This window comes from Roseateles sp. Mitsp63 (assembly GCF_059491535.1).
Genome location: NZ_CP168509.1, coordinates 4,923,046 through 4,941,997, shown reverse-complemented (window position 1 = coordinate 4,941,997; position 18,952 = coordinate 4,923,046). Strand labels below are relative to the sequence as shown.

The 18,952-nt window shown below is 70.7% G+C and carries 17 protein-coding genes and 1 tRNA gene; 13 read left to right on the top strand and 5 right to left on the bottom strand.

Annotated elements, in window-relative coordinates; translation table 11 throughout:
• The first annotated feature begins 5 nt into the window (after window positions 1–5).
• From ACEN96_RS21390 to ACEN96_RS21370, 5 genes are all read left to right on the top strand, one after another.
• Window positions 6–98: transfer RNA gene (locus tag ACEN96_RS21390), tRNA-Sec, on the top strand.
• Window positions 99–152: 54 nt separating this feature from the next.
• Window positions 153–1,052, top strand: coding sequence for a putative selenate ABC transporter substrate-binding protein (locus ACEN96_RS21385; RefSeq protein WP_495585065.1), 900 nt, complete (start codon window positions 153–155; stop codon window positions 1,050–1,052).
• Window positions 1,053–1,067: 15 nt separating this feature from the next.
• Window positions 1,068–1,883 carry a phosphonate ABC transporter ATP-binding protein gene (locus ACEN96_RS21380; protein ID WP_495585064.1) on the top strand — a complete coding sequence of 272 codons (816 nt, stop codon included), beginning with the start codon at window positions 1,068–1,070 and terminating at the stop codon, window positions 1,881–1,883.
• Complete coding sequence (gene phnE / locus ACEN96_RS21375) at window positions 1,880–3,514, top strand: phosphonate ABC transporter, permease protein PhnE (RefSeq protein WP_495585063.1); 1,635 nt, start codon at window positions 1,880–1,882, stop codon at window positions 3,512–3,514. Before ACEN96_RS21380 ends, phnE begins: the two co-directional genes overlap by 4 nt.
• 10 nt (window positions 3,515–3,524) lie before the next feature.
• Window positions 3,525–4,103 (top strand): nitroreductase family protein, encoded by a 579-nt coding sequence (locus ACEN96_RS21370; RefSeq protein ID WP_495585062.1) that lies wholly within the window; start codon window positions 3,525–3,527, stop codon window positions 4,101–4,103.
• Between the two features lie 244 nt (window positions 4,104–4,347).
• On the opposite strand, the gene ACEN96_RS21365 is transcribed toward ACEN96_RS21370, so the two are convergent.
• Both ACEN96_RS21365 and ACEN96_RS21360 read right to left on the bottom strand, forming a co-directional pair.
• Window positions 4,348–4,776 carry a CBS domain-containing protein gene (locus ACEN96_RS21365; RefSeq protein WP_495585061.1) on the bottom strand — a complete coding sequence of 143 codons (429 nt, stop codon included), beginning with the start codon at window positions 4,774–4,776 and terminating at the stop codon, window positions 4,348–4,350.
• 121 nt (window positions 4,777–4,897) lie between these two features.
• Window positions 4,898–5,428 (bottom strand): Mpo1 family 2-hydroxy fatty acid dioxygenase, encoded by a 531-nt coding sequence (locus ACEN96_RS21360; RefSeq protein ID WP_495585060.1) that lies wholly within the window; start codon window positions 5,426–5,428, stop codon window positions 4,898–4,900.
• Window positions 5,429–5,532: 104 nt separating this feature from the next.
• Here ACEN96_RS21360 and ACEN96_RS21355 point away from each other — a divergent pair, with 104 nt between their 5' ends.
• Window positions 5,533–6,420 carry a YceI family protein gene (locus ACEN96_RS21355; protein WP_495585059.1) on the top strand — a complete coding sequence of 296 codons (888 nt, stop codon included), beginning with the start codon at window positions 5,533–5,535 and terminating at the stop codon, window positions 6,418–6,420.
• Window positions 6,421–6,467: 47 nt separating this feature from the next.
• Here ACEN96_RS21355 and ACEN96_RS21350 read toward each other — a convergent pair whose 3' ends face one another.
• Window positions 6,468–8,012 (bottom strand): methyl-accepting chemotaxis protein, encoded by a 1,545-nt coding sequence (locus ACEN96_RS21350; RefSeq protein ID WP_495585058.1) that lies wholly within the window; start codon window positions 8,010–8,012, stop codon window positions 6,468–6,470.
• A 339-nt stretch (window positions 8,013–8,351) separates the two neighbouring features.
• Window positions 8,352–8,699, bottom strand: coding sequence for a 2Fe-2S iron-sulfur cluster-binding protein (locus ACEN96_RS21345; protein WP_495585057.1), 348 nt, complete (start codon window positions 8,697–8,699; stop codon window positions 8,352–8,354).
• Window positions 8,700–8,733: 34 nt separating this feature from the next.
• Here ACEN96_RS21345 and ACEN96_RS21340 point away from each other — a divergent pair, with 34 nt between their 5' ends.
• The 5 genes from ACEN96_RS21340 (at window position 8,734) to ACEN96_RS21320 (ending at window position 15,090) form a co-directional block, all read left to right on the top strand.
• Entirely contained in the window at window positions 8,734–10,677 is a 1,944-nt protein-coding gene (locus tag ACEN96_RS21340) for a M3 family metallopeptidase (protein ID WP_495585056.1), read from the top strand.
• On the top strand, window positions 10,674–11,207 hold the full coding sequence (locus tag ACEN96_RS21335) for a YgjP-like metallopeptidase domain-containing protein (protein ID WP_495585055.1): 534 nt from the start codon (window positions 10,674–10,676) through the stop codon (window positions 11,205–11,207). Before ACEN96_RS21340 ends, ACEN96_RS21335 begins: the two co-directional genes overlap by 4 nt.
• 188 nt (window positions 11,208–11,395) lie before the next feature.
• Window positions 11,396–12,457: a tRNA dihydrouridine synthase gene (locus ACEN96_RS21330; RefSeq protein ID WP_495588655.1), complete on the top strand. Its 1,062-nt coding sequence runs from the start codon at window positions 11,396–11,398 to the stop codon at window positions 12,455–12,457.
• The gene (locus ACEN96_RS21325; protein ID WP_495585054.1) at window positions 12,454–14,715 is read left to right on the top strand and encodes a S9 family peptidase; all 2,262 of its coding nucleotides are present in this window, start codon (window positions 12,454–12,456) and stop codon (window positions 14,713–14,715) included. Before ACEN96_RS21330 ends, ACEN96_RS21325 begins: the two co-directional genes overlap by 4 nt.
• A 30-nt stretch (window positions 14,716–14,745) precedes the next feature.
• Window positions 14,746–15,090, top strand: a complete 345-nt coding sequence (locus tag ACEN96_RS21320; protein ID WP_495585053.1) for a translation initiation factor Sui1 — start codon at window positions 14,746–14,748, stop codon at window positions 15,088–15,090.
• A 4-nt stretch (window positions 15,091–15,094) separates the two neighbouring features.
• On the opposite strand, the gene ACEN96_RS21315 is transcribed toward ACEN96_RS21320, so the two are convergent.
• Window positions 15,095–15,370: a DUF4242 domain-containing protein gene (locus tag ACEN96_RS21315; RefSeq protein WP_495585052.1), complete on the bottom strand. Its 276-nt coding sequence runs from the start codon at window positions 15,368–15,370 to the stop codon at window positions 15,095–15,097.
• 309 nt (window positions 15,371–15,679) lie between these two features.
• Between ACEN96_RS21315 and ACEN96_RS21310 the strand changes: the two genes are divergently transcribed.
• Together ACEN96_RS21310 and ACEN96_RS21305 are read left to right on the top strand one after the other, a co-directional pair.
• Complete coding sequence (locus ACEN96_RS21310) at window positions 15,680–15,928, top strand: hypothetical protein (protein ID WP_495585051.1); 249 nt, start codon at window positions 15,680–15,682, stop codon at window positions 15,926–15,928.
• A 537-nt stretch (window positions 15,929–16,465) separates the two neighbouring features.
• The gene (locus ACEN96_RS21305) at window positions 16,466–18,949 is read left to right on the top strand and encodes an RHS repeat domain-containing protein (RefSeq protein ID WP_495585050.1); all 2,484 of its coding nucleotides are present in this window, start codon (window positions 16,466–16,468) and stop codon (window positions 18,947–18,949) included.
• The last annotated feature ends 3 nt before the right edge of the window (window positions 18,950–18,952 follow it).

Genomic DNA, 18,952 nt, shown 5'->3' with positions numbered 1-18,952 from the left:
TCACTGGAGAGACAACGATCCTGGTGGATCGGCCGGACTTCAAATCCGGTGGATGGCGCCACGCGCCGTCGGGTGGGTTCGACTCCCATGTCTCTCCGCCCTTGCTTTTCGTCCTTCCCGTTCCACGCTTCCTTCCTCACCGGAGCCTTCCGATGTCCAACGTCTTCCAGCATGTCAGCCGTGCGCTGCATGGGATCGTCGCCGCCACGCTGATCGCCGCTGGCACCATGAGCGCCGTGGGCGCCGCGCGGGCGCAGACCGCGCCGCAGGTCCTGCGCGTGACCGCCATCCCCGATGAGTCGCCGACCGAGCTCGCGCGCAAGTTCGCGCCGCTGGGCAAATACCTGGAGAAGGAACTCGGCGTGAAGGTCGAGTGGACGCCCGTCACCGACTACGCCGCGGCCGTCGAGGCCGTCGTCAACAAGAAGGTCGAGCTGGCCTGGTTTGGCGGCTTCACGTTCGTGCAGGCCAACGTGCGCTCGGGCGGCAGGATCGTGCCGCTGGTCCAGCGCGAGGAGGACGAGAAGTTCCGCTCCGTCTTCATCACCGATGCCAAGTCCGGCATCCGCAAGCTCGAGGACCTCAAGGGCAGGACGCTGAGCTTCGGCTCGGCCTCGTCGACCTCCGGCCACCTGATGCCGCGCTCCTTCCTGCTGGCCGCGAAGATCAACCCCGAGTCGGACCTCAAGCGCGTGTCCTTCTCCGGCGCGCACGATGCGACGGTCGCGGCCGTGGCCTCGGGCAAGGTCGACGCGGGCGCGCTGAACATCTCCGTGTGGGAGAAGCTGGTGGCCGAGAAGAAGGTCGACACCAGCGAGGTGAAGGTGTTCTTCACGACGCCGGCCTACTACGACTACAACTGGAGCGTGCACGCCGACCTGCCCGCGGCGATGAAGGAGAAGCTCAAGGCCGCGTTCCTGAAGCTGAACCCGTCGACGCCGGAAGGCAAGGAGATCCTGGAGCTGCAGCGCGCGACGAAGTTCGTGCCGACCCAGCCGGAGAACTACGCCGGCATCAAGGCCGCCGCCGAGAACGCCGGCCTGCTGAAGTGAACTGAGCCCGTCCCGATGCCCTTGCTGGAGTTGGACGGCCTGCACCTGCGGGCCGGCGCGCGCACGCTGGTCGAGCCGCTGTCGCTCAGGATCGAGACCGGTGAACAGGTCGCGTTGATCGGCGCCTCGGGCGCCGGCAAGACCTCGCTGCTGCATGCGCTCGCGCTGGCGCTGCGTCCCGCCGCGGGCACGCTGCGGCTGGCCGGGCGCGAGGCCTGGACGCTGTCCTCGCGCGAGCGCCATGGGCTGCGGCGCGCGTTGATGCTGGCGCCGCAGCATCCGCCCCTGCCGCCGCGTCAGCGCGTCGCGACCGCCGTGCTGGCGGGGCGGCTGCCCGGCGCGTCCATGGCCGAGAGCCTGCGCATGCTGCTGAGCCCCAGCGCGGCGCAGGCGCGGCTCGCGTTCGAGGCGCTCGAGCGGCTGGAGCTCGGAAGCCGGCTCTGGTCGCGGGTGGATCAGCTCTCCGGCGGCGAGCGGCAGCGCGTCGCGATCGCGCGGCTGCTGGTGTCCAAGGCGGGACTGTGGCTCGCCGATGAGCCGCTGTCGGCGCTGGACCCGCAGCGCGCGCAGCGCGTGCTCGCGGTGCTGCAGGACGCGGCGCGGATGCAGGGTCACACGCTGGTCTGCAGCCTGCATCAGGTCGATCTGGCCTGCCGCGCGTTCCCGCGCGTGATTGCGCTGCGCGAGGGCCGGCTGGTCTACGACGGTCCGCCGCAGGCGCTCGGGGCTCGTGCGTTGGACGAGATCTACGCCGACCTCCTGAATGAATCGCCGCCGCCAGGCGATGGCGCGCCGCAGCCGGCCGCGCCGCCGCAGGCGATGTGCCGATGAGCGCGCTGGCCATCGAGCCCTGGCGGCGCGATCCCGCCGGCCTGCGCCGGCTGGGTCTCGCCGCGGCGGTGCTGGCGCTGCTGTGGCCGCTGCTCGTGTGGTGCGAGTTCCGTCCCTGGGAGCTGCTGGATGCGCGCAGCCTGCGCGCGACCTCGCGCTTCGCGGCGCAGTTCCTGACGCCGCGCATGGATCTCGAGTTCCTGACGATGCTCGCCGCCGATACCTGGCGCACCGTGGCGATGGCGACGGCGGGCCTGGCGCTCGCCTGGGTCATCGCCGTGCCGCTGGCGCTGCTGGCGACGGCGCGGCTGTCGGTGTCGGCGCTGGCCGGCCGCATGGGCGCGGCGCCGGCCGCCTTGCGCTGGGCCGTGCGTCTGGTGCTGGTCGTGCTGCGTTCGGTGCCGGAGCTGGTCTGGGCGCTGATGCTGGTGCGCGTGGTCGGCCTGGGACCGGGCGCGGGCGTGCTGGCCATCGCGCTGTCCTATGGCGGCATGCTGGGCAAGGTCTACGCCGAGATCCTCGAAAGCGCCGACGCCGCGCCCACGCAGGCGCTGCTGCGCGACGGCGCGGGCCGGCTGCAGGCGCTGCTGTTCGGCACGCTGCCGGGCTGCGCCGACGAGCTGGTCAGCTACACCGTCTACCGCTGGGAATGCGCGATCCGCTCGTCGGTGGTGCTGGGCTTCGTCGGCGCGGGCGGCCTGGGTCAGCAACTGGACAACGCGACCAAGATGTTCGCGGGATCCGAGGTCGCCACCATCCTGCTGATCTTCATCGCGCTGGTGGCGCTGGCGGATCGCATCAGCGCCTGGCTGCGGCCCGCGCGCGAGGCGGGGCAGGGCGCCGAGCCGCAGCAGCCGCCCGGCCGTCCGCCGGCGCGCTGGGGCGTGCGGGCCCTGCTCGCGGGCCTGCTGGCGCTCGGCGTGGCGAGCTTCGTGTCGCTGCCGCTGCGCTGGGGCGAGCTGCTGGGCTGGGAGGCGCTCGCGCAGATGGGACGCTTCCTCGCGGAATTCTTCCCGCCGCAGTGGGCGCCGGCCTTCCTCGCCCGCGTCGGGCAGGGGGCGCTGGAAACGCTGGCGATGTCGGCGCTGGGCAGCGGGCTGGCGGCGGTCGCGGGGCTGGCGATCGCGTTGCTGGCCAGCCGTCCGCCAGGCGCGCTGCGATGGGCGTCGCGGCTGCTGCTCAACGCGCTGCGCAGCGTGCCGGAGCTGGTGTGGGCCTCGATCCTGCTGGTGGCGGCGGGACTGGGGCCGATGCCCGGCACGCTGGCGCTGGCGCTGCACACGGCCGGCGTGCTGGGGCGGCTGATGGCCGAGGCGCTCGAGAACGCGCCGCCGCAGACCGCCCAGGCGCTGCGCTGGGCGGGCGCGGCGCGCTGGCAGGTGTTCGCGTTCGCGACGCTGCCGCAGGCGGCGCCACAGCTGCTGAGCTACACGCTGTATCGGTGGGAGAACAACATCCGCGCGGCGACGGTGCTGGGCGTCGTGGGCGCGGGCGGGCTGGGGCAGATGCTGACGCTGCATCTGAGCCTGTTCCAGATGCGAGAGACTTGCACGGTGCTGCTGGCGATGCTGGCGCTGGTGATGCTGGTCGACGCCTGCTCCTACGCGGCGCGGAGGCGGCTGAATCGATGAGGAGTCCGCGATGAACGAGGAAGGGTTGAAGCTGCTGTTGTCGCGGGTGTCCGTGGGGCCCAAGCACCTGGCGGAGCCGGCGCCCGACGAGGATCAACTGCGGCAGATGGTGGAGGCGGCGCTGCATGCGCCGGATCACGCGGGGCTGGTGCCGTTCCGCTTCAAGGTCGTGAGCGGGGACGCGCGCCAGGCGATGGCGGCGCTGTATGCGCAGGCGGCTCGCCGCGCCGGCAAGGACGCGGACGGCATCGCGATCGACGAGGAACGCGCGCTGCGGCCGCCGGTGACGGTGGCGGTGGTGGCGAGGATCACGGCGGATCAGCCGCAGGTGCCGGAGCAGGAGCAATGGGCCTGCGTCGGCGGGGCGCTGACGAACTTCCTGAACGCGGCGCATGCGCTGGGGTTCGGGGGAAAGATGCTCAGCGGCGCGAAGGCGCGCGACCCGGGATTGGTCGCCGCGTTCTGCGAGCCGGGCGAGACGCTGCTGGGATGGATCGCGCTGGGCACGCCGGTGAAGTCGGACAAGCCGCCCAAGCCGCGCGCGCCGAAAGGCGGCGCGGCCGAGGCGTTCCAGTTCTGGCAGCCCTGACGGACGGCCTTCGCTCGCGCGCTTGCGAGAGTGGGCAGGGTGGAGGACTGCGGCGGCCGCTGGCCCTCACCCTTACCCTCTCCTGCAAGCGGGCGAGGGATGTAAGAAGCGCGCCCGCCGGCATTACCCCCTCGCCCCTGCGGGGAGAGGGAGGGGAGAGGGGGCTCGTGCCACAGCGCTGCTGCCCTTCGAAGCACCCCCCTCTCCCCTGCCCTCTCCCCCCTCGCGGGGGGCGAGGGAGTTCTTACCCGTAGATGTAGCTCTGCAGCTGCGCGATCGTCAGTTCGTCGTCCGCGATGATGTTGTCCATCAGGTCGCGGATGGAGAGCATCCCCACGACCGTCGAGCCCTCGACCACCGGGAGGTGGCGGATCTTGCGCTGGCTCATCAGGCTCATGCACTCGCGGCAGTCGGTGCTGGGCTTCACGACGAACACGTTCGGCGTCATGACTTCCTTGACCTGCGTGTGCCGCGAATCGCGCCCCTGCAGCGCGATCTTCCGCGTGTAGTCGCGCTCCGAGAAGATGCCCAGCAGGCGATCCCCTTCCATCACCAGCAGGGCGCCGACATCGTGCTGCGCCAGCAGATGCAGCGCATCGAACACCGTTGCCTCCGGCGCGACGCGCCAGACGCTCGGGCCGCGATTCTTCAGCAGTTCGGACACCGGTTTCATGGGGCCTCCTGGCGACATCTGACGGAACTCGGACGTCCAAGATAAGCGCGTTGGCGGCGCGCCGCAAGCCCCCGCAAGACCCGACCCCCATCAGGGGGCAAGGCCGCCGCGACCCGGGGGATCAGGCGGGATGCGTGAGATCGCGCAGATGGGTGGGACCGGCGCGGCGTTCGATCTCGGCCAGCAGGTCGCGGCCCCAGCCCATCGCGAACAGGGCCTCGCCAACCACGAACATCGGACCGACCAGCAGCCCGATCAGGTCGTCGACGAACGCCGGCTTGCGGCCCTCGTAGTAGTGGCCCACGAACTGGATCACCCAGCCGGCCAGGAAGCTGCCCAGGCCCCAGGCCAGCCATCCGCCGAAGGAGCCGGCCGCCAGCGGGTGCGCCAGCGCCATCAGCACCGCGTTGACCAGCGCGGTGGACAGCCCCAGCACGAAGTTGCCGCGCGTGAGATACCAGATCGTCGCCCCGCCCCAGACCAGCCAGGCGGCCGAGACCGTCCAGTCGGCCACATGGAACTGCGCTCGCGCCAGCAGCACGCCGACGGCGAAGACGATCAGCGGAATGCCGACGAAATGCGTGGCGATGTTGCGGCGGTCGCGGTGATAGGCGGCGTACTGCGCCATCAGGTCGGTGGCTTGGCGTGCCATGGCGGTCTCCGTGCGGAAGGTCGGTCGTGAATGTCGCAATGCTAGTGCGACCAGCCTCTTTGTGCCGTTCAGAATGCAGGTCTCACCACTCCGGATACACCCTTATGCAAGTGTTGACGCGGGCAAGCGAGGTGCCTTCCCGACGCGTGATCGGCCTCCAGAAGCGCTCGGCGAGCGGCCGGGCGGCCGTCCCCGCCCTGGGCGCGATCATGCTGGCGCTGGCCGGATGCGGCAGCGCGCCGCCCGCACTGCCGCCTGGGGCGCCGTCTGTTTCGCCGCCCTCGGCCGCCTCGCCGCCCTCGGCCGCCTCGGCGGCCCCTGGCGCCACGGCCGCGCAGACCGGTGCGAATGGAGAAGCAGCGTCCGCCTGTCCCGGCTGGCTCGCCGCGCAGCAGCGCGGGGACGGGCGGCTCTACCGCGTCGACGCGGCCGCCTCGCAGGTCCGGATCCATGTCTTCCGGGCCGGCCGGCTGGCCAGGGCCGGGCACAACCACGTGCTGGGCGTCGAGCGCCTCGAAGGCCAGGTCTTCGTGCCCGCCGACGGTGTCGCCGGCGCGGGGCTGGAACTGGGTTTCCGGCTCGAGGACCTCGCGATCGACAAGCCCGAATGGCGCGCCGCGCTGGGTCCGGAGTTCGCCAGCGTGCCGTCCGCGTCGGACATCGCCGGGACGCGCGCGAACCTGCTCAGGACGGTCGATGGGGAGCGCTTCCCGGCGATCTCGATGCGCGGCACGGCGGTCGCGGGCGCGTTTCCGGTGCTGGCGGTGAAGCTGGCGGTGCGCTGGCACGGCCAGGCCCGGGAGTTCGACGTGCCAGTGCGGGTGGCCCGTCCGATGGGGGAGGCGGCGCTGCGCGCGCAGGGCGCGCTCGTCCTGCGTCAGAGCGATTTCGGCATCGCGCCGTTGTCCATCCTGGGCGGCCTGCTCGCCGTTCAGGACGAACTGACGGTGGAGGTGGACGTGTCGGCCCGCCCGGCGGCGTCCTGCGGCTGACGCCGGGAGCGGCGCCGGGCGTCAGACGGGTCAGGCGGGTCAGCCGCTCAGTTCAGCTTGAAGCTGGCGACGGCTTCCACCAGCTGGGCCGACTGGTCCTTGAGCGACTCGGCCGCCGCGGCCGATTCCTCGACCAGCGCGGCGTTCTGCTGCGTCATCTGGTCGAGCTGGCGCACCGCCTGGCCGATCTCTCCGAGCGTCAGCGACTGCGAGGCGCTGGAGGCCGAGATCTCGCCAATGATGCGGGTCACGCGCTCGACGCTGTCGACGATCTCGCGCATGGTGCTGCCGGTCTCGCCGACCAGGCGCGAGCCGCCGTCGACCCGTTCGACCGAGGCCGAGATCAGCGTCTTGATCTCCTTGGCCGCCTCGGCGCTGCGCTGGGCCAGCGAGCGCACCTCGCCGGCCACCACCGCGAAGCCCCGGCCCTGCTCGCCGGCGCGGGCCGCCTCCACGGCGGCGTTCAGGGCGAGGATGTTGGTCTGGAAGGCGATGCCGTCGATGACGCCGATGATGTCGGCGATCTTGTTGGACGACTGCTGGATCTCGTTCATCGTCGCGACCACCTGCTCGACCATGTGGCCGCCGCGGCCGGCGACCTGCGACGCGGTCTGCGCCAGCGTGTCGGCCTCGCGCGCGGACTCGGCGTTGAGCCGCACGCCGTCGCTGAGCTGGGCCATCGCGGCGCCGGTCTCCTCGAGGCTGCTGGCGGCCTGCTCGGTGCGGTTGGACAGGTCGGCGTTGCCGGTGGCGATCTCGGTGGAGGCATGGCGGACCTGGTCCGCCGCCGAGCGCACGCCGGAGATCGTGTCGGCCAGCCGGCGCTGCATCTCCTGCAGCGAGCGGCGCAGCGCGGCGACCTCGTCGGTGCCCACGACATCGTCGGCGCGGCGGCTCAGGTCGCCCTCGGCGATGGACTGGCTCAGCGACTGGGCCTGGGCCAGCGGCTCGGTGACCGAGCGCGTGATCACCAGCGCGATGCCCACGCCCAGCGCGATCGCCACTACCATCAGGCCGATGACCAGGTCACGGGTGCTCTCGGCCTCGGACTGGGCCTCCTTGCGCGCGGCCTGCAGCAGGTCGCGGTTGTGCTCGGCGAAGCGGTCGATCGAGGCCAGGTAGTCGTTCATCGCCGGGATCAACTGCGACGCGGCCAGCGGCTTGACGTCGTTGCCGGCCTTCTTCTCCTTGACCACCGCCTCGCGGGCGTCCTGGTACTTCTTGCGGGCCGCGCCGATCTCGTCGATCAGGCGGTTGCCTTCCTTCTCGGTGACGCTCTCGTCGAGTTCCTTCTGGATCTTGTCGATGCGCGCCGAGAGCTCCTTGGAACGGGCGGTGAAGGCGTTGACGAAGTTCTCGTCGTCGACGACGAGCTGCACGATGCGGCGCTGGATGTTGCCCTCGGTCAGGCCGGCCCACTGGCGCGACAGCTCCAGCGTGTGCATGTCGACCTCGACCAGGCGTTCGATGCGCTGGTGCAGCATCGAGACCCGCACCACGCCCACGGCCGAGGCCACGGCCATCAGCACGATCACCAGCGCGAAGCCGGCCAGCACGCGGCTGCGAAGCCGCCAACGATTCAAGTTCAGCATCTCGACATCCTTTTTCTGCGAACGGGGCGCCATCGCGTCGATGCCGTCCCGTGAGTTCAACGTCCGCGATGCTGCCTCGATCACGTGGCGCTTGATCGAGGGAAATGCGGGGTGGGCTGTGAACTACGGCGCGGAAGGCCCGAGCGCGGGGGCCGATGTCGGATTTTTGCCTCGCCATGGTGCGAGACGCGCCCCGCGAAAGGGCGACGCCCCCGGCACGAAAACTCCCTCGCCCCCCGCGTGGGGGGAGAGGGCAGGGGAGAGGGGGTGCTTCGAAGGGGCAGCAGCGCCGTGGCACGAGCCCCCTCTCCCCTCCCTCTCCCCGCTGGGGCGAGGGTGTCATGGGTCGAAGAGGTTGATCGTCTGCGGCTGGTCGAGTACCAGGTCGGAGCGGGCGCAGGCGACGCAGGGAAGGATCCAGCCTTCTTCCTTCTCTTCTCGTGACAGCCCCGGCCATTCAATCCGATAGTCGATGCTCCCCGACACCAGCTTCGCGATGCACGCCCGGCAGGTGCCGTTGCGGCACGAATGCGGCAGTCGCAGCCCATGGTCGAGCGCCGCCAGCAGCAGGGTCTGGCTTTCGGGCGCGTCGAATCGCCAGCCCTGGGGCTGGAGTTCCACCACATGGGTGGGCTCGGGGGTGGGCTCGGCGGAAGGGGCGCCCGGAATGGCGGCGGGGTGATCCATGGGCGCCATGATGCCTGTGCGCTAAGCTCGCCCGATGCCCGACACCTCGATCTCCGGCGCCGCCGCCGCCCCTGCGGCCGTCCAGGCCGCCCAGGCCTTCTTCGATCAGCTCAACCGCGACTACGTCACGGTGCACAAGCGCAAGGAGGACCTGTTCTGGGCCACCTACATGGCCACCAGCGACGACCATGAGGGCTTCGGCCGCGCCGAGACCGCCTACAAGGCCTTCATCTCCGACCCGGACAAGCTCGCCGCCACCCGCGCGCAGCTGAAGGCCGTCCAGGCCGCGCCGGCCTCCGCGGCGGGCGACGCGCTGGCCCACGGCCTGCGCGGCTGGCTGGGCGTGTTCGAGGCCAACATCGTCGACAACGACGAGGGCCGGCGCCTGATGGCCGAGCTGATCGAGGCCGAGCGCCTCCTCTTCGCCAGGCGCAAGGACTTCGCGCCGGTCCACGTCAACGACCGCGGCGAGACCGAGGCCGCGACGCTGACGATGCTGTCGACCAACCTCGCGACCAACCCGGACGAATCGCGCCGCCGCAGCTCCTACGACGCGCTGCACGCGGTGGAGCGCTGGGTGCTGGAGAACGGCTTCCTGGAGATCGTGTCGCTGCGCAACCGGCTGGCGCGGGCGCTGGGCTTCCCGGACTACTTCGAGATGAAGCTGCGCAAGAACGAGCGCATGTCCAAGGCCGGCCTGTTCGAGATCCTCGACGACTTCGTCGCCCGCACCGAGGCCGCGCAGCGCCGCGCGCACGACGCGCTGGCGGCCCGGCACGGCGCCTCGGCGCTCGAGCCCTGGAACCTGCGCTTCCACAGCGCCGGCGACGTCACCCGCCGCATGGATCCGTACATGCCCTTCGGCCCGGCGCTGCGGCGCTGGGTGCGCAGCTTCCGCCGGCTCGGCATCCAGTACCGCGGCGCGACGATGCAACTGGACCTGCTGCAGCGGCCCGGCAAGTACCAGAACGGCTTCTGCCACGGCCCGCTGCCGACCTGGTTCGACGACCAGGGCCGCTGGCATGCCGGCGAGATCAACTTCACCGCCGAGGCCAAGCCCGACCAGGTCGGCAGCGGCGCCCGCGCGATCAACACGCTGTTCCACGAAGGCGGCCATGCGGCGCACTTCGCCAACGTGACGCAGAACTCGCCCTGCTTCTCGCAGGAGTTCGCGCCGACCTCGATGGCCTATGCCGAGACCCAATCGATGTTCTGCGACAGCCTGCTGGGCGACGCGGACTGGCTCAAGCGCTATGCGCGCGGCGCCGACGGCCACGCGATCCCGGACGAGCTGATCCACGACCGCATCGCGGCCGCGCAGCCGATGCGTGCCTTCGACGAGCGCGCCATCGCGGTGGTGCCGTACTTCGAGGCCGCGCTGTACGCGATGTCCGATGCGGAGCGCACGCCCGAGGCGGTGCTCGCGCTGGCGCGCGCGATGGAGCGCCGCATCCTGGGCGTCGAGCGGGCGCCGCGGCCCCTCCTGGCGATCCCGCATCTGCTGAACCAGGAGTCGGCGGCCTCGTACCAGGGCTACCTGCTGGCGCACATGGCGGTCTACCAGACGCGCGCGTTCTTCCTGCGCCGTGACGGCTACCTGACCGACAACCCCGCGATCGGGCCGGCGCTGGCCCAGGCCTACTGGGCGCCGGGCAACAGCCTGTCGCACGACCAGACGCTGCGCCGGCTGACCGGCGAGGGCTTCTCGGCACGCTACCTGGCCGAGGTCTGCGACGAGACCGTCGAGCAGGCCTGGGCCAAGGCGCGCGACACGCTCGAGGCGTCGGAGCGCCGCGGCGAGCGCACCGACGACGGCCCGCCGCTGGACGCGCGGGTGCGGGTGGTGCACGGCGCCGAGCTGCTGGCCGACAACGGCGATGGCGGCGAAGCGGCCGAGCAGGCGATGTTCGAGCGCTTCGAGGGCTGGATCGGCGCGCACTATCCGGCGGCGCAGTCCGCTCAATCGAGCCATCCGTGAAGTACCTGCAGGGATATTCGCCGGCGCTGGTCGCGCAGGCGAAGCAGCTGCTGGACGCGGGCGAGCTCGGCCCGCTGCTGACGCGCAAGTACCCGGAGCCGCACGAGGTGCGCAGCGACAAGGCGCTGTTCGATTACACCCAGGAGCTGAAGCAGCGCTTCATGCGCAACGCCGGGCCGCTCGCGCTGGTCCGCTACGACGCCAAGCTCAAGGTGATCCAGCACGCGCTGGGCACGCACACGCGGCAGACGACGGTGCAGGGCAGCCGGCTCAAGACGCGGCGCGAGATCCGCGTCGCGACGCTGTTCCGCGAGGCGCCGGCGGATTTCCTGCGGATGATCGTCGTGCACGAGCTCGCGCATCTGAAGGAGCTCGATCACGACAAGGCCTTCTACGCGCTGTGCCACCACATGGAGCCGGCCTACGCGCAGCTCGAATTCGACGTGCGGCTGTGGCTCAGCGTGAAGGACGAGGCAGCGCGCCGGGGCGATGTTGCGCCCGAAGCGGCGCAGGCGCCTCCTCAAGCCTGAGGACGCCCGCGCGCCTGCCTCTTTTTCGGGCAAGGTAGGGGAAGCCCTTTCGGATCAACGGCTTGCGCGATTGCTGCGCAGCCTGTGCACGCGTTTATCCACAGGCGGTGTGGACGTTCCGCTATGCTCTCGGGCTTTCCAGATCCCGATCCGCGGCGTCACGAGCGCCGCGCTTCCCCTTGCCTCCGATGATTCTGCTGGCGCCCATGGAGGGCCTGCTGGACCACATGCTGCGCGACACGCTGACCCGTGTCGGCGGTGTGGACCGCTGCGTCTCCGAGTTCATCCGCGTCACCGACCAGTTGCTGCCGCGCCGCGTGTTCACGCGCATCGTGCCGGAGTTGCTGAACGGCGGACGCACGCGCGCCGGCGTCCCGGTGCGGGCGCAGCTGCTCGGCTCGGACCCGCAGTGCCTGGCGGAGAACGCCGCCCGGCTCGCCGAGCTGGACCCGGAAGGCATCGACCTCAACTTCGGCTGCCCGGCCAAGACGGTGAACCGCCATCGCGGCGGCGCGGTGCTGCTCGACGAGCCCGAGCTGGTGGGCGGGATCGTCGCCGCCGTGCGCCGCGCGGTGCCGGCGCGGGTGCCGGTCTCGGCCAAGATGCGGCTCGGCAACGAGGACCGCGATCGCATGCTCGATTGCGCCCGCGCGATCGAGGCCGGCGGCGCGGCGGAGCTCGTCGTGCATGGCCGCACCAAGCGCGACGGCTACAAGCCGCCGGCGTTCTGGGACCAGATCGCCGTCGTGCGCGAAGCCGTCGGCATCGAGGTCGTCGCCAATGGCGAGGTCTGGACCGCCTGCGACGCGCTGCGCTGCCTGGAGGAATCGGGCTGCGCCTCGCTGATGCTGGGGCGCGGCATGGTGGCCGATCCGGGACTGGCGCTGGCCGTGCGCGCGGCGCGCGCCGGGCAGGGCGCCGCGCCGCTGCCCTGGGCCGACATGCTCCCGCTGATGGAGGGCTTCTTCGCGCAGGTGCGCCGCAAGGTCGCGACGCGCCACCAGGCCGGCCGGCTCAAGCAATGGCTGCACTACCTGCGCCGCCGCCATCCCGAGGCCGAGGAGACCTACCAGCGCGTGCGCACGATCAACGCGCCGGACGCGCTGGCGCTGGCGCTGTTCGGCCGCGCGCTGGATCCGGCGTCGCCGCCGCCCGAGACCGATGACGACGCGCCCGTCGACGCGTCCACCGCCTGCGACGCCGACCTCACCGATCAACAACAAGACAGCGACTCGCTGATCGCCGCATGACCGCCTTCCGACTGACCTCGCGCCTGCTGGCGCTCGCCGCCGCGTGCGCGCCCCTGCTCTCGACCGCCGCGGCGCCGGTGGTGCCGCTCTCGCTGGAGCGCGTGCTCGGCGATCCGCCGCTGCAGGGCCGCGTGGTCCGCCAGGCGGAGATCTCGCCCGATGGCGCCTGGGTCAGCTACCTGCGCCCGTCGGAGAGCGACAGCGACCAGCTCGAGCTCTGGGCGCAGCCCGCGGCCGGCGGCGCGCCGCGCAAGCTGGTGTCGGCGGCCGAGGTGCTGGGCGGCCGCAGCCAGCAGCTGACCGAGGCGGAGCGCATGGCGCTGGAGCGCAAGCGGATCTCGCAAGGCGGCATCACCGGCTACCAGTGGTGCGGTCCGTCGGGCCAGGCGCTGCTGTTTCCGCTGTCGGGCGATCTCTACCTCGTCCGCCTGACCGGGCAGGGCCCGAAGGCGCAGCGCCTGACCCAGGACGAGCAGGTGCCCGAACAGGACCCGGCCTGCTCGCCCGACGGCAGCCGCGTCGCCTACGTGAAGGGCGGCGAGCTGTGGGTGCAGCCGCTGGACGGCGGCGCGCCGGCGCGCGCCTTGACGAAGGGCGCGACGGACACGCGCTTCTGGGGCCTGGCCGAATTCATCGCGGCCGAGGAACTGGGCCGCCAGCGCGGCTACTGGTGGTCGCCGGACGGGAAGCAGCTGCTGGCGCTGAACGTCGACGAGAGCGAGGTGCCGGTGAAGACGCGGGCGCAGATCTTCGCGGACCGGACCACGATGACGCAGCAGCGCTATCCCGGCGCCGGCGACAACAACGCCCGCGTCACCGCGTGGACGCTGCAGGTGTCGGACGGCCGGGCGACGCCGCTGCCGCTGCCCGCCGATGCGGAATACATCGCCCGCGCCGGCTGGTTCGGCGACGGCACGCCCTGGCTGCAGACGCTGACGCGCGACCAGCACAAGCTCGCGCTGACCGAATACGCCAATGGCACCGGCCCGGGCCGCACCGTGATCGACGAGCGCGATCCGGCCTGGGTCGAGGTGCATGACGACCTGCTGGAGATCGACGGCCTGCAGCTCTCGGGCCAGCCGGCGCTGCTGTGGTCGAGCGAAGCCTCGGGGCGCCGCCAGCTGGTGCTGGTGGACCGCCGCACCGGCGAACGCCGCCCGCTGACCAACGAGCCGGAGCCGGTCGCGCATCGCGTGTGCAGCGATGGCAAGACGGTGGTCTACGCGGCGGCGCGCGATCGCGGCCGCTCGCGCGAGCTTTTCGCCATCGACCTGAACGGCCAGGGCCGCGTGCTCGACGGCGCCCAGCCGCGCCAATGGCGCGATGCCCGCGGCGATGGCGACTGCGCGCAGCTGCTGGTCACGCGCGGCGCGTGGGGCGAGCCGCCGGCGCTGTCGCTGCAGCCGGTGAAGGCCGGCGCCGCGCCGCTCGCGCTGCCGGGTGACGCGCCCGATCCGCTGCTGGCGCGCATCGTGCCGGCGCCGCAGGTCGTGGACATCACCGCCGCCGACGGCCGCACGCCGCTGAACGCGCTGTACTTCGCGCCGCTGGACGGCAAGGCCGGCCCGCATCCGGTGATCGCGATGGCCTACGGCGGCCCCGGCACCTCGACGACCAACTGGAACTGGAGCCGCGACACCGCGCTGATCGCGTACTGGCAACGCCGCGGCTACGGCGTCTTCACGCTGGACACGCGCGGCATGCAGAACCGCGACCGCGCCTTCACGCGCGCGCACCGGCATGCGTTCGGCGAGGTCGATGTCAACGATCTGTTCGCCGCCGTCCGTCAGCTGCCCAGGCAGGTGGCCGGTGTCGACGCCAGGCGCATCGGCTTCTTCGGCTGGTCCTATGGCGGCTTCCTGGCGGAGCGCGCGATGCTGGACGCCGACACGCCGCTGGCCGCGGCGGTGGCTGTCGCGCCGCCGACCGACTGGACGCTCTACGACACTGCCTACACCGAGCGCTACCTGGGCCTGCCGCAGGACGGCAAGGGCGGCCAGACCGCGCCGTACCGCCAGGCCAACCTGATCGAGCGCGCCAGGCTGCTCGGCAAGCCGCTGCTGATCGTGCATGGCACGGCCGATGACAACGTGCTGTTCGAGCACACGCTGCGGATGACCGAGGCGCTGCAGGATGCGTCGCGGCCCTTCGAGCTGATGATCTATCCGGGCAAGGCGCACGGCATCGCGGGGCGCAGCGCCAAGCTGCACCTGTACCGCACCATCGACGCCTTCTTCGCGCGCACGCTGGCGCGCTGAGCGCGGCATTCACAGGAAAGGGACGGGGCGATGGCGCTGGTCTACTCGACGGAGGGCGGGCGCGTCTGCCCGCAATGCCGGCAGGCGCAGGCCGACTGCCGCTGCAAGGCGCTGGCGGCCAGCGCGGTGCTGGGCGACGGCAAGGTGCGGGTGCGGCGCGAGACGGCCGGCCGCAAGGGCAAGGGCGTGACGGTGGTGCTGGGCCTGCCGATGACGGCGGCCGAGCTGACCGAGACGGCCAAGAAGCTCAAGGCCGCCTGCGGCACGGGCGGCACCGTCAAGGACGGCACCATCGAGATCCAGGGCGATCACCTCGACAAGGTGATGCAGTGGCTGACGCAGGCTGGCTTCGCGCCGAAGAAGGCGGGCGGCTGAGGCCTCAGGACTCGGCGGTGGTCGGGTCGATGACGCGGCGCACCTGAGAGATCCGGTCGGCGGGGAAACCGCCGATGCGCGCGTGCTCGCGGATCAGCGCCTCGCTGGGGGCGATGTAGACGCAGTAGAGCTTGTCGTCGGTGACGTAGCTCTGCTGCCATTGGACCGACGGGCCCAGGTCCGACAGCACCGCGCAGGACTTCTGCGAGACCGCCTGCAGCTCGGCAGCGGAGAGCGCGCCGGCGCCCGGCAGGTTTCGTTCGATGACGTACTTGGGCATGGTCGGCTCCTGTTGCCTGATGCGGGACGGGGAACAGAAAAGTATTGGCAACGCCGGCCCCAGGTTCAAGGCGCCGCGCCCTTGGAACTGGGGGGGGGCGCGCGCCGCGGCGCCGCGGCGCGCTGGTGAGGCGTCGGCTGTGGTTTGGAGCGATGCCGGTGATGCATCGATGACGCCTCGATGACGCGAGTGAGGGGGGCAGGGCCGACAGTCGGGCAAAGCGCGACGTATGCACGCGCGGCCGCGAGGGCGCGGGTCTAAGGTTGACCCGTCCGGCCCCGACCTCCCCGCGGGCCTCGGAGTCCGTCCATGAGTCCGTCCCAATTCGCCGCGCTCCAGCGCGATGTATCCGTTCGCACGAGCGCCGGCCAGGGCCGCTACCTGCTGCGGTTCGAATCCCTCTTCCATGCGGGCCGCGGCCTGTCCTTCCCGTGCGACGAGCATGGCCTGGTCGCGCTCGACCAGCTCAGCGAGCAGGCCCGCGAGAACTACCTGTTCGCCCGCGCCGTCGTCGGCCACGAGTACGCGACGCCGGTCATCCAGCGCTGCGACGTGTAGGTAAGCCGAAAGCCCTCGACATGCCCGGGAGGGCAAAAGCCGGGCCGCGGCCGCCAACTGCTCTGGCGCTCGATGCTCGATTCGGCAGCCCGCTGTCGGTCAGGTGCCCAATCGCCCAGGGTTGCACCGTCGTGCAGGGGTTCTCGACCCACCGCTCGGGTGAACTGCCTTGCCAAGAATGCAAGGCAGCTACCTGTGATGCCTTGGTGGGATCTGAAACAGTTCAGAGGTCATCTGCAATCAGTGTTTCCGTCGTGCAGAATCGCGCGCTATTCAATCAGGGAGAGAGGCTGAACCGGCGTCGGGCGCGATAGACGCTCGCCGGACCCTCGTGCATCGGCTCACGCCCGTGAGCCGCTCCTCCCTGTCGCCGTTTTCTTGCAGATCGGATGGGGAGCGATGAAGCCGCTATCAATTGCCATGCGCGCGTGCCTGCGGGCAGCGAAGTCTCTTGTGTCTTCCAGAGGCGGGGCCGCGGCCATGCTCTGGCTCGTTGCCATGTTGATCGGCGGGCCGGCGATGGCCAACGAACGGCAGATGCCTTCGGAATGGAGGCTCGATGCGGCGGAGTACGGTCCAGCCTGCAATGAATCGGGCGGGGGATGGACCTACAACGGCGGTGTCTACCACGTCGCTCGTTCGGACGGCGCGCCCGGGCGACCCGAGCAGTACTTCGCGAGCTATCTGGCGCTGATCCAGGGTAGTCAGTGTTCGGCGGAGACCGCCTGCAACAGCAAGATCGACTGGTCGGTGACGCAGGCTTGCCAGGTCAACGCCACGAGCTCAAGCAATGGAGTCGCGCTTTGCAAGCTGCAAGGCAAGTACACCCAGAAGTGCGGATGGAACGCTCCGTACGAGGCCACGGTCGAGGGGATGGTGTCGGCCTCCAAGGTCTGCGACCAGTACTTCGACCCGCAAAGCCGCCAATGCGTCTGCCCGGAGGGGCAGGTGTACATGAAGACCTCCGGTGGTGGCTACTGCACGCCGGTTCGTGATCGAGTGATCCTCACGCCGTGCAAGACCTGCTACGGCAATCCGATCTTCCCGGAGCAAGGCCTGAAGGTGCAGGCGCTCACCGCCGGCTGGCAGCCGTGGACGGGCCTGAAGCTGACCTACAGCTCGATGAGCAAGCTGCCCTATGGCGAAGGCGAAACGCCCTATCTGCGATCGGATCCCCCGGCCTTCGGACCCATGTGGACGGCGAGCATCGACAAGGCGGTCTACACGTCCGTCGGCGGAAGCGGCACGCTCGCCAATGTGGCCCGCGGCAGCGGGGATTGGACGAGCTTCCTGCAGTCGGGCGCCGGCTTCAATCCGGTCGGCATGCAGATCAACGACCAGCTCACCAAGACCGCGCAGGGCTTCTCCTACCGCGATGCGGATCGCCAGGTGATCGAGGAGTACGACGCGCGCGGCATGCTCATCAAGGTCACGGCGCTCGACGGACGGAGCCTGGCGGTGGCCCGCACGACGCTGGAGGCGCCGGGCGAAGCGACGCCTGACGAAGGGCTGCCGCTGTCGCTGACCGACCACTTCGGCCGCCGCTGGACCTTCGAGTACACGCGCATGGGGTCGGAGTCGAGGTCGCGGGTTTCCGCGATCGTGGATCCGGGCGGCCGGCGCCTGGTCATCGGGTACGGCGCGAACGAGCAGATCGCCCGGGTCGAGTGGCCGGACGGCACGGCTCAGCAGCTGCTCTACGAGCGCAGCGATCTGAACTGGGCGCTGACGGGCTATCTCGACGAAAGCAGCGTGCGCGCGGGGACCTACGGCTACGACGGCCAGGGACGCGCCATCTCTTCCGAGCGGGCGCTGGGGCTGGACAAGTACATCGCGTCGTGGGACGAGCCGCCTCGTCTGTCGCGGAAGTCTTCGTACGACCCGGCCAGCGGCGTGGATTGGTTGGACCACGTGCTGCAGCCGCCGAAGGGGCTGAAGGTCCAGTTGCCCAATGGGCAGGTGCAGGAACTGCAGTCCACCACGTCGTTCGGGACGTCGATGTGGACCGCGAAGACGCAGGCGCCGGGAGCGGGCAGTCCGCTGGCGACGACCTCGCGGGTGCTTGACGACCACATGAACGTAACGCGGCTCGATGACTTCAACGGCAATCGCAGCTGCATGAGCTACGACACGGCGCGCAACCTGGAGACGGCGCGCGTGGAAGGGCTGACGCCGGCGACGGACTGCAGCGCCGTGACGGGGGCATTGCCGGCAGGCGCGCGCAAGGTGTCGACGCAGTGGCATCCGGACTGGCGCGTGGCGACGAAAACGGCCGAGCCTCGGCGCATCACGACGCTGGTCTACAACGGCCAGCCCGATGTGTTCAATGGCGGTGCGATCGCGAGCTGCGCGCCGGCGGATGCGAAGCTGCCGGATGGCAAACCCATCGTCGTGCTGTGCAAGCGCGTCGAGCAGGCGACGATCGATGAGACCGGCGCGCAAGGCTTCAACGCGACGCTGCAAAGCGGCGTCGCCGCACGCGCCACGAGCTGGACCTACAACGCCACCGGCCAGGTGCTCACGGAGACCAACCCGCTGGGCAAGGCGGTCGTGACCAACGTGTACTACGCCGACACGACGGCCGATCACACGAAGGGCGACCTTCAATCGACGAGCAACGTGCTTGGACATCTGACGCAGTTCCCACGCTACAACGCGTACGGCCAGCCGCTGGAGATGATCGACACGAACGGCATCTCGACGACCTATGCGTACGACGCGCGCCAGCGCCTGCTGTCGACGACCACGCAAGGCGCGGTCACTGCCTATGAGTACTGGCCCACCGGCTTGCTGAAGAAGGCGACCCAGCCGGACGGCAGCTTCGCCACCTACGAGTACGACGACGCGCACCGCCTCGTCGCCGTGGCCGATTCGCTGGGCAATCGCATCGAGTACACGCTGGACCAGAGCGGCAATCGGACGCAGGAAGCCGCCAAGGATCCACAAGGAACGCTGCAACGGGCCATGAGCCGCGCGTACGACGCGCTCGGGCGCGCACAACAGACGACGGGCAGGGAGTAAGTC